Source organism: Rhizobium sp. SEMIA 4085 (assembly GCF_013004495.1).
Classification (GTDB): Bacteria; Pseudomonadota; Alphaproteobacteria; order Rhizobiales; family Rhizobiaceae; genus Rhizobium; species Rhizobium gallicum.
The window spans coordinates 1-9,595 of record NZ_JABEPH010000234.1 but is presented as its reverse complement, the minus strand read 5'-3'; the positions used below and the strand labels follow the sequence as shown (position 1 = coordinate 9,595).

At 59.5% G+C, this 9,595-nt stretch carries 8 protein-coding genes and 2 pseudogenes; 5 read left to right on the top strand and 5 right to left on the bottom strand.

The features are described from left to right. Nucleotides 1-87 precede the first annotated feature (87 nt). Nucleotides 88-1,182: pseudogene (locus C9413_RS21270) on the bottom strand (aminotransferase); the annotation flags it as partial. A 25-nt stretch (nucleotides 1,183-1,207) separates the two neighbouring features. Continuing rightward, the gene (locus C9413_RS21265; protein ID WP_040115079.1) at nucleotides 1,208-2,239 is read right to left on the bottom strand and encodes a LysR substrate-binding domain-containing protein; all 1,032 of its coding nucleotides are present in this window, start codon (nucleotides 2,237-2,239) and stop codon (nucleotides 1,208-1,210) included. A 167-nt stretch (nucleotides 2,240-2,406) separates the two neighbouring features. Between C9413_RS21265 and speB the strand changes: the two genes are divergently transcribed. The 5 genes from speB (at nucleotide 2,407) to C9413_RS21240 (ending at nucleotide 7,405) form a co-directional block, all read left to right on the top strand. After that, on the top strand, nucleotides 2,407-3,468 hold the full coding sequence (gene speB / locus C9413_RS21260; RefSeq protein ID WP_040115078.1) for an agmatinase: 1,062 nt from the start codon (nucleotides 2,407-2,409) through the stop codon (nucleotides 3,466-3,468). Between the two features lie 68 nt (nucleotides 3,469-3,536). After that, complete coding sequence (locus C9413_RS21255; RefSeq protein ID WP_133938342.1) at nucleotides 3,537-4,616, top strand: ABC transporter substrate-binding protein; 1,080 nt, start codon at nucleotides 3,537-3,539, stop codon at nucleotides 4,614-4,616. 106 nt (nucleotides 4,617-4,722) lie between these two features. Beyond that, nucleotides 4,723-5,760, top strand: coding sequence for an ABC transporter ATP-binding protein (locus C9413_RS21250; RefSeq protein ID WP_040115076.1), 1,038 nt, complete (start codon nucleotides 4,723-4,725; stop codon nucleotides 5,758-5,760). Continuing rightward, the gene (locus C9413_RS21245; protein ID WP_170250868.1) at nucleotides 5,757-6,611 is read left to right on the top strand and encodes an ABC transporter permease; all 855 of its coding nucleotides are present in this window, start codon (nucleotides 5,757-5,759) and stop codon (nucleotides 6,609-6,611) included. Before C9413_RS21250 ends, C9413_RS21245 begins: the two co-directional genes overlap by 4 nt. Continuing rightward, nucleotides 6,608-7,405 (top strand): ABC transporter permease, encoded by a 798-nt coding sequence (locus tag C9413_RS21240; RefSeq protein WP_040115073.1) that lies wholly within the window; start codon nucleotides 6,608-6,610, stop codon nucleotides 7,403-7,405. The genes C9413_RS21245 and C9413_RS21240 overlap by 4 nt, the downstream gene beginning before the upstream one ends. 188 nt (nucleotides 7,406-7,593) lie before the next feature. Here C9413_RS21240 and C9413_RS21235 read toward each other — a convergent pair. From C9413_RS21235 to C9413_RS21225, 3 genes and pseudogenes are all read right to left on the bottom strand, one after another. Next, nucleotides 7,594-7,830, bottom strand: a pseudogene (locus C9413_RS21235) (alcohol dehydrogenase catalytic domain-containing protein); the annotation flags it as partial. A 119-nt stretch (nucleotides 7,831-7,949) separates the two neighbouring features. After that, nucleotides 7,950-8,612, bottom strand: coding sequence for a hypothetical protein (locus tag C9413_RS21230; RefSeq protein ID WP_040115071.1), 663 nt, complete (start codon nucleotides 8,610-8,612; stop codon nucleotides 7,950-7,952). Nucleotides 8,613-9,393: 781 nt separating this feature from the next. Next, on the bottom strand, nucleotides 9,394-9,595 hold a 202-nt coding region (locus tag C9413_RS21225; RefSeq protein ID WP_246703816.1), incomplete at its 5' end, for a YciI family protein.

Sequence of the window (9,595 nt, the reverse complement as noted above, 5' to 3'; positions counted from 1 at the left end):
AAAGTGCGCGAAAGCCGCCTTTCGCAGACGGCCGCGAAACTGCTAGATCCCGCCACCAGCGGCATTGGCGAAGGCGAGCCCGAGCTAATTCTCCTGCCCCTCGCCGAAATAACGTCCGGGGATACAGATCACTCCAGCATCCTTCGCCAGCCTTTCCGCCACCTCGGCGGAAGGTGTGTTGCCGTAAGGATGCCGGATGAAGGCAAAGTAGGCGCCGACGGCGGCGATCGACCAGCCGTCCGTTGCTGCCATGACCGCTTTGAGCGCATCGGCGCGGCGGGAGATCTCCAACCGATTTGCTACGCGCCATTCCGCCAGGATCGGAAGCGCTGCCGCTACGGCGACCTGAGCCGCCCGCGGGGCGCAGATCTGCATGTTGTCCATGATCTTGGTGATCTCGCCGACAATGCGCGGACCTGCTGTGATCGCCCCCAATCGATGTCCCGGAATACAGAAGGATTTGGAAAAACTGTAGAGGAGGATGAGCGTTTCTTCCCAGCCCTCGATGGAGAGCAGGTCGTGCGGCGCTCCGGCATCGGTTGGCAGAAAGTCCCGATAGGTTTCGTCCAGGATCAGCCATGCCCCATATTTTTGGCAGAGCTGAAAGAGTTCGCGAAGCAGCGCCGGCGGATAGACAGCACCGGTCGGATTGTTCGGCGAAACGACCGCAAGGCCACGCGCTCCCGACAACAGGGCCTCTTCTGCCGATACCAGGCTCGGCAGGAAGCCTTTTGCGGCATCGCAATCGACGAGAACACGTCCGATCCCCAGCATCGAAAGCGTAGTTTCGTGGTTGAAATAGAAGGGATTGGTGAGCGCCATCGTCTCGCCCGCCTTGGCAAGCGCGATGGTGCTGCACATGAAGGCCTGGTTGCAACCGGAGGTAATATGGATGTTGGCGGCAGAAACGCTCGCGCCATAGACGGCCGACACATGTGTCGCATAAGCCTTCCTGAGCACCTCCTCCCCCTCGATCGCCCCATAGCTGGTCATGGCCGGAGAGGCGGCCGCCTCGCCGCGGAACCGCAGCATCTCGGGATGCGCCGGATAGCCGGGTACAGCTTGGGACAGATCAATCAGCGGCCCCTTGGCACCATCATAGTCACCCGCCCAGGCAAGTACGGAAGGAATGGGCGGCGGCGACAGACGGGCGATCAGCGGATTTGGATGAGCAAGCGGCATTCCAGGGCTTTCCTTCAGAGATCGATCAGGATTTCAAACGGCGCTTGACGGGCCGTTGTGCCGCAGCGCGGGCGCGGGAGACAGGCGTGAAGCTTTCAGCCGACCCCGCCAAGGCGTCAACGCGTCCTCGCCCGCGGATCGCACGGCGGGCCGACGCCTGCGGTTCTGCTCCGCGGTCGCTTTCCAGCGCTGAGAAGAACCAGTCGACAAAGACCTTGACGATCGGCGCGGAGCGCACTTCGTGTCGGCAGGCAACATAAAAGGCGTCACTGGCCGGAACGGAGAGATCGAAGGGGACGACGAGTTCGCCTTGAGCTATCAGGCTACCGGCCGTAATCGTATCGCCAAGTGCGACCCCCTGCCCGCTCAAGGCCGCCTCCGTCGAAAGCCGAGCATCGCTCATGAAGTGCTGCCTGCCCCGCGGCATGTCCAGCGCGTCAGCTGCCGCCAGCCACGTGTTCCATTCGCGTCCATCGTCGCCGTGAAGCAGAACATGGTCGCGCAGATCGCGCACCGAACGCACTGCCCGGCTGTTCATCAATGTTGGGCTGACGACCGGAAAAAGCTGCAGGTTGCTCCAAAGACGCGCCCAGCAGTCCAGCCAGGTCCCATCACCATAGAGAATACAGACATCGATATCCGGCGAGTAAAGCAGCTCAGGATCATTGGAGGCGACGAGCGTCAGGCTGATATCGGGGAACTGTTCGCTAAACTGGTGCATGCGCGGAATCAGCCAGAAGGACAGCAAAGCCGGAACGCATGAAATTCTAAGGCTCCCGCTTGTCGACGGACGGGTCACCAGGGCCGTTGCCGCCGCAATGTTCTCGAATGCATGTGTCAGAGCCGGCAATAGCAGGGCAGCCTGCGGCGTAAGCTTCAGGCGTTTGCCATTGCGCTCAAAGAGCGGCGTGCCGAAGACCGCCTCCAGCGCCTTGATCTGATGGCTGACGGCACCATGGGTAACATTGAGCTCGCGCGCAGCCGCCGAGACCGAGCCCCGGCGGGCAGCTGCCTCGAAAGCACGCAGAGAATTCAGAGGCGGCAGTCGGTTGAACATGGCTACCTGTATGTGAATAAATCTCACGCTTACTGCTATAACAATGTGAGTTGCATTTCCAACCGTTTTGTTGGGTAATGCAGAAAAAGCAAGAACGACGAGGGGAATGACGTGATGCCGCAGCAAGGTTCCGCTTCCCCGCCGTTAAAGACAAGAGGTGAACCGGAATGGTCTGGAATCAGACGAAGCTCGAAGAACTGCGCGCAAAATTTGCCAACAACCACGGCGGTGAGATATTCGATCCCGACTTTCGCAAGGTAGCCGACAAGATCTTTTCAAAAACCGGCACGCGCCTTGCGCCTTATGCCGGCGTTCCGACATTCCTCAGCGCACCCTATATGCAGGTTGCCGCCGACGAGCCGGATTTCGGCAATCTGCAGGTTGCAATCACCGGCGTTCCGATGGATCTCGGCGTCACCAACCGCCCGGGATCGCGCTTCGGACCGCGGGCACTGCGCGCAATCGAGCGCATTGGTCCTTATAACCATGTGCTGGGCACGGCGCCGCTGTTTGATTTGCGCGCAGCCGATATCGGCGACGTGCCCTTCCAAAGCCGTTACCGGCTGGAGCTCAGCCATGACGACATCGAAAAACGCATCGGCCAGATCGTCGAGGCAGGCGTCGCACCGCTTTGCGTCGGCGGCGATCACTCGATAACACACCCGATCCTCAAGGCCCTCGGCAAGAAGCAGCCGGTCGGCCTGATCCACATCGATGCGCATTGTGATACCGGCGGCGCCTTCGACCAGACAAAATTCCACCACGGCGGTCCATTCCGCAATGCCGTTCTTGACGGCGTGCTCGATCCGACACGCACAGTGCAGATCGGCATTCGCGGTTCGGCAGAATATCTCTGGGAGTTTTCCTACGAATCCGGAATGACCGTGATCCACGCCGAGGAGGTGACCGGGATGGGAATGTCCGCGATCATCGAGAGGGCAAAGCAAGTCGTCGGCAATGCGCCGACATATCTCTCCTTCGACGTCGACAGCCTCGACCCGAGCTTTGCGCCCGGCACCGGCACGCCCGAAGTCGGCGGCTTGACGACGCGGGAAGTTCTGCAATTGATCCGCGGCCTGAAAGGGATCAATCTTGTTGGCGGAGATGTTGTCGAGGTAGCCCCGCAATATGACGCGACGACGAACACCGCCCATGCCGGCGCCCAGGTCTTGTTCGAAATCCTGAGCCTGATGGTCTTCAGCCCGTCCATCGGCAGCAAGGCCAGCTAATAATCGGCAACGACCGGAAACTGCAACATGTCAGACCAAACAAAAGAGGGAACAAAGCCATGAAATCCATTCTCGACAAGGCGGTCAGCCGCCGAAACCTGCTGGCAAGCGGCGTCGCTGCCACCAGCATGCTCGCCATGCCCTCCATTCTGCGCGCGCAGGACAAGTCGCTGAAGGTCGGCGTTTATGGCGGCTACTTCAAGGATTCGTTCGACAAGAACGTTTTCCCGGAATTCACGAAGGCAACCGGCATTGCCGTCGAATCGGTGGCCGAACCGACGGGCGAGGCGTGGCTGGTGCAGCTGGAGCAGGCTGCCAAGGCCGGCCAGGCGCCTGCCGACCTTTCGATGATGTCGCAGGTCGCAATGCTCAAGGGCCAGGCGACCGAACTGTGGACGCCGATCGACACAGCAAAGCTCAAGAACGCCTCAGGCCTCATCGACCGCTTCGTGAACAAATATCCGGATGGCCGTGTTGCCGGCGTCGGGGCCGTCGCGTGGTACATCACACTCGTCACCAATACCGACGTCTTTAAAGAAGCGCCGACCTCCTGGAATGCCCTTTGGGATCCGGCAAACGCCGACAAACTCGGCTTGCTTGCCCTTGTTTCCAACTCGTTCCTGTTGGAAGTGACGGCCAAGACGCATTTCGGCGGCACGAACGCGCTCGATACGGAAGAGGGTCTTCTGAAGGCGTTCGAAAAGCTTGCCGAGGTGAAGCCGAATGTCCGGCTGTGGTATCGCGACGAGGCACAGTTCGAGCAGGCGCTGAAGTCCGGTGAAATCCCGATGGGACAGTATTATCACGACGTCACCGGCCTTGCGGCCGCCGACGGGTTCCCGGTCCGCTCGACCTTCCCCAAGGAGGGCGGAATCCAGGATTCCGGCTGCTGGGCGTTGTCGCGTGCCTCCAAGAAGGCGGAAGAGGCAAATATTTTCATCGACTACATGTGCCAGCCGGCCATCCAGGCACTGATGTCGCGCAAGGTGGGCACCGCGCCAACGATCAAGCGCGAGTTGCTCGACCTGACCGACAAGGAGTTTGCAGCCGTCGCCTCCGACATCGAGCCGATTACGCCACGCTACGATCTGTATCAGACCAAGTCCGATTGGCTGAACCAGAAGTGGACGGAACTCATAGTCGGTTGAGCTTTCGAGACTGAACGCTCCATAAAATGCATGCGCCTTGCCCCTTTGAGGGCCAAGGCCCATGCGGGGGCAGTCGTCCTATCCACGTGGCCCATGCGGGGGATTTATGTCCGGACTGACACTCAACAATGTCACCAAACAATTCGGCGCCTTCACCGCCGTCGATAATGTGCAGCTCAACGTTCCGCATGGCACGTTCGTCTGCCTGCTCGGACCCTCCGGCTGCGGCAAGACAACGCTGCTGCGCATGATAGCCGGTCTCGACGTGCCGACGAGCGGCGCCATTGTGCTCGACGGCAACGACATTACGGCCGTCCCGACCCACAAGCGCGATCTGGGGATGGTGTTTCAGTCCCTCGCGCTTTTCCCACACCTGACCGTCGGCGAAAACATCGCCTATCCACTGCGGATCCGGGGCACGGCCAAGGAAGACCAGAGGAAGCGTGTCGATGAGCTCCTGTCGCTGATCCATTTGCCGGGCTATGCAGACCGACCAGTGAACAAGCTTTCCGGCGGCCAGCGCCAGCGTGTCGCAATTGCTCGTGCACTGACAATTTCGCCGAAGCTCTTCCTGCTCGACGAACCGCTGTCGGCCCTTGATGCAAAACTGCGCGAGGCGATGCAGGTGGAGCTCCGGCAGCTGCAGCAGACGCTTGGAATCACGACGATCGTCGTGACCCACGACCAGCGCGAAGCAATGACGATGGCAGATACAGTCGTCGTCATGAACAGTGGCGAACTGCGCCAGGCAGCAAGCCCGATCGAGATCTACCGCCGTCCCGCCGACCGCTTCGTCGCCGATTTCATCGGTTCGACCAACCTGCTCACGACAGAAGCCGACAGCGCCGGCCGCGCAACGGTCTTCGGCAAGGTCATCGAAGGCGTTCTGCTTCCTCCCGGCCTCAACAGGGCAACGATCTCGGTGCGGCCGGAGGACGTGCATCTGACAGCGCCAGGTGGCAACACCATTGCTGGCAAGGTAACCTTCATTCGCGATCTCGGCGGCACGATCGAGACCTTCCTAGATCTATCCGGAACACAGGTCGTCGCCGTTTCGACACCACGCGAAAGACCTGCCGTCACCGTTGGCCAAGAGGTTGGCGTCAAGCTCTCGCCGGACGTCTGCGTGGTACTGCTCAAATGAGGCGTGAACCACCACAAAAAATTGCCGATTACTGGCCGCTTGCCTTCCCGGCAGGAATGCTGACGGTCTTCTTCGTCATTCCTTTCGCAACGATGATTGCCGTCAGCTTTTTCCAGCGGCAGCAGGGCGGCTTTTACACGCCCGCCTTCGTATTCGATAATTACGCCCGCTTCGTCAGTCTGTTTTTCGGTAGGGTGCTGGGCTTTTCGCTGATGCTTGCAATTGCCGTCGCGATCTGCTGCATCGTGCTTGGCATTCCATTCCCCTATCTGCTGACGCGCATGGGGCGCAAAGCTCAGGTGATTTGGCTGGTGGCGCTGCTGGCGATCCTTTCGCTTTCCGAAGTTATCATCGGCTTTGCGTGGTCGACGTTGTTCTCACGCACCGCCGGCATCACCAATCTGCTTGTCATGGCAGGCGTCATGCAGCAGCCCGTGGCTCTGACCCCGAGCTTCGGCGCGGTGCTGGCCGGCATGGTCTATCAAGCCCTGCCTTACACGATCCTGATCCTCTATCCCGCGCTCGTTCGGCTTGACCCCACCTTGACGGAAGCGGCGCGCACGCTCGGCGCATCGCCGGTCAAGGCATTTTTCACGGTCGTCATACCGACATTGCGCAACACCATTATCGCAACGCTCATCATGGTCTTCATTTTTGCGCTCGGCTCCTATCTGCTGCCGCAGATTCTCGGGCGTCCGTCGCACTGGACCTTGTCTGTGCTGATCACCGATCAGGCTATCTATCAGTCGAACATGCCCTTCGCCGCCGCAATGGCCGTCTTTCTGGTGCTGGTGACGCTTGCCATGGTGGGGCTGACGGTGCTGATCGGCCGAAAGGGAGAAGCGGCATGAACACGCTGCTCCGCCGTCTGTATTTTTCGTTTATCGGACTTTTCCTGGCGGCACCCATGATCGTCGTTGCCGGGGTATCGGTGAATGCAAAACAGAGCCTCACCTTCCCGCCCCAAGGCTTTTCGCTTGGCTGGTACGGTGAGATATTCACCAATCCGGAATGGCGCAACGCGCTTTTCGCGTCGCTCACGCTTGCGGTTCTGTCCGCAGCACTTGCAGTGCTCATTGCTTTGCCGCTTGCCTGGTTCTTGTGGCGGAGAATTGCGCCATGGGCGAACATCTTCCAGCTTTTGGGCATCGCGCCTTTCACCTTGCCACCCGTCATCACCGCACTTGGCCTCTTGACTTTCTGGGCGACGACCGGCTTTTACGGCGCACCGTGGACCGCCGTGATCAGCCACGCGATCTTCTTCGTCACATTGCCGCTGGTGACGCTGTCGCTCGGCTTCACCGCAATCGATCGCTCCTTCGTCGAAGCGGCGGCGACGATGGGGGCGAATGAGAGGACGATATTTACGACGGTCGTCTTGCCGCTGATCCGGCCGTACCTGATTTCGGGTTACGCCTTTGCGTTTGTGCTTTCACTGAACGAATACATCGTCGCCTATATGACAGTCGGCTTTACCATGGAAACCTTGCCGATCAAGATCTTCAACGCACTGCGCTACGGCTATACGCCGACAATGGCCTCGGTAACGATCCTCTTCGTCGCGACAGCGGCCCTCATATTCGGCTTGATCGCCCGCTTCGGTGATCTTCCAAAGCTATTGGGAGCAATGGCATCAGAAAAATGAACGAACGCCTATTGGCTACTGCAACATAGGAAGATCGTGCAGAGCAGAAAGAGAGCCACCGCTGTTCCCGGCGGATCCGACACCCCTGAGCAGCACTTTGCCGAGGACTTCCTTTTCGAATTGTGCTCGCAAATCCTCAGACATGAAGCTGCGGAAATTCGTCTCGACCGACTCGGGAAGCAGCACGTTTACGCTAATCTAGAGAAAGAGTACCTACTCATCCGACAGTTCCTTCTCGAAAAGCCGCGTCGGAAGAAGCAGCACTCGCCACAGGAAATGGTGAAAGGAGCAAGGACTCGGTCGCCGATCTTGAGGTGCTTGTTGTCCTTGCCGACTTCGACGACCTCGCCCATGGTCTCATGACCCATGATGTCGCGCCTATGCATGTCCGGCATGACGCCGTTGAAGAGACGAAGTTCATCGCCAGACGGCTGTCGTCGAGATAGCGGGTCAACCCGTCGCCGAGCCAGCATTTAGTGGATCGCGGCCGCGACGTCGGATCGGCCCGACAACCTCGCCAGAGCGGCGCGCACCCCAGAGCCGCTCAACCTTCCAGCATGTGATCCGCCAGGCTGTAGCAGTGGCTCGTACCGTAGGCGTTCCGACCTCGGTTCATGTGCGTCAGATTGAAAGTCCGAATGGCGCGCAACACACGGGGGGTCGCGAGGAATTTGTGGATTGAGCCGGAGCCTCGCACAGTGATGCCGAAAATGTCCTCGCCGCGCGGGAAGAAATAGCCGACGTCTTCTGGCATCGTGACGCAGTGTTCGAGAAAGGATTCGTCCACATGGTCCTGCGCCGATGAATGGTCCGTGGTGAAATTCGAAAGATGCACCAGGACTCTCGCGCGGATGCCCTCGCCGTCTGCATAGAGAGTGAAAAGCTCCATCCAGCTCGCATTAACGCGGATAAGCGGCTTGTCGGAGGTCGACGGCAGACAAGAAACCGACCAGTAGTTCCGCTCGGTCTTGCGCGGGAGGGGGATGCAGTTTTGGCCGTAGAGCCTGAGAACCTCCAGAACTTCTTGTACCTGCGGGCGGCGAAGCAGCTTCTGAAACCGCGCGATGTACTTGAAGCGTTGTTCCAGAGACTCCGAGCGCTCGTCGGCGTCGCGCAAGTACATCTTGCCTTCGATCCAATTGCGCTGCTGCTCGGGATTCAGAAACTGGCGCAGGCCCGTGGTGCTGCGGCGGCGAGTCGTACTCATGACAGATGCATCCGCTCGTCCTCCCGTCCGAAGTGCCGCACCCGACACGATGCGACTTATGACCCTTGCCATCGGAGCGATTTTGCCCATACAAAAAGTGCGACAGCGCAAGCTATGGTACACTATCAGTCTGATTGAAAAATCGTATTTCTCGAAGCGAGGTGCGTATCCAAATTCCCGCACCGATTTCCGCTCACCTACTTGCGCGGTGCTTAAGGGAGGAAGTCGGGCATCGACCGGGTAGGCGTCAGGTGAACAGTTCTCTGCGGGAGCAGTGGCGGTTATGTCGCCTTCGACTGAACCAGTATCCTGTAATGACCCCATCACCTCAGTGAGCGATCTGTCGAGTGACATGCTTCATGAGATCGAAGCTCTCGATGCCCAGGCGATTGGGGCCAATCGCAAGAGGATGCTCGCATTGCTTTTCAGAAGGCGCATCTATTTGCACGCTCCGGCGCGACGGAGAAAACGTCGGCTATTGCGTGTTTCGCGAGTTCGTGCGAACCGACGGTTTTTGGCCTTGCCGGCCACGCGTTGGGCTGACGCACGCCGCTTCGGTACTGGCTTTCGCAAAGCGGTGAAATCACCTAAGCGCAAAGGGCGGGTCTCAACGGTTGCGACCCGTTGTTGGGCCGTCAGGACCCTGCGCTCGCTCCCGTCCCTCTGGACACCATGTGGATGAACATCATGGAACGATCCTGTCGCCTGAGCAAAAATAGCCTCGTTGGCACGATGGAAGCGGCCGTTTGTCGCCGGTAGAACGTGCCGGAGCATTTCGCAGCTAAAAACCGGCGGTCTCGCGCACCTCGATCGCCCCCATCCGAGCGAGCGAGTCCCGCTCTGCAATCGCCAACGCCTCCGCAAGGTTCTCCGCTTCGATGAGCAGGAAACCTCCCAGATACTCCTTAGTTTCTGCGAAGGGCCCGTCGGTCCAACTCGCCTTGCCGGCTCGAACGCGCAATGGTTTTGCGGTCCCCGGAGCG

Bases quoted from the DNA above. Each gene is read 5' to 3' on its own strand.
- C9413_RS21265 (WP_040115079.1), bottom strand. From the start codon at position 2,239: ATGTTCAACCGACTGCCGCCTCTGAATTCTCTGCGTGCTTTCGAGGCA.
- speB (WP_040115078.1), top strand. From the start codon at position 2,407: ATGGTCTGGAATCAGACGAAGCTCGAAGAACTGCGCGCAAAATTTGCC.
- C9413_RS21250 (WP_040115076.1), top strand. From the start codon at position 4,723: ATGTCCGGACTGACACTCAACAATGTCACCAAACAATTCGGCGCCTTC.
- C9413_RS21245 (WP_170250868.1), top strand. From the start codon at position 5,757: ATGAGGCGTGAACCACCACAAAAAATTGCCGATTACTGGCCGCTTGCC.
- C9413_RS21240 (WP_040115073.1), top strand. From the start codon at position 6,608: ATGAACACGCTGCTCCGCCGTCTGTATTTTTCGTTTATCGGACTTTTC.
- C9413_RS21230 (WP_040115071.1), bottom strand. From the start codon at position 8,612: ATGAGTACGACTCGCCGCCGCAGCACCACGGGCCTGCGCCAGTTTCTG.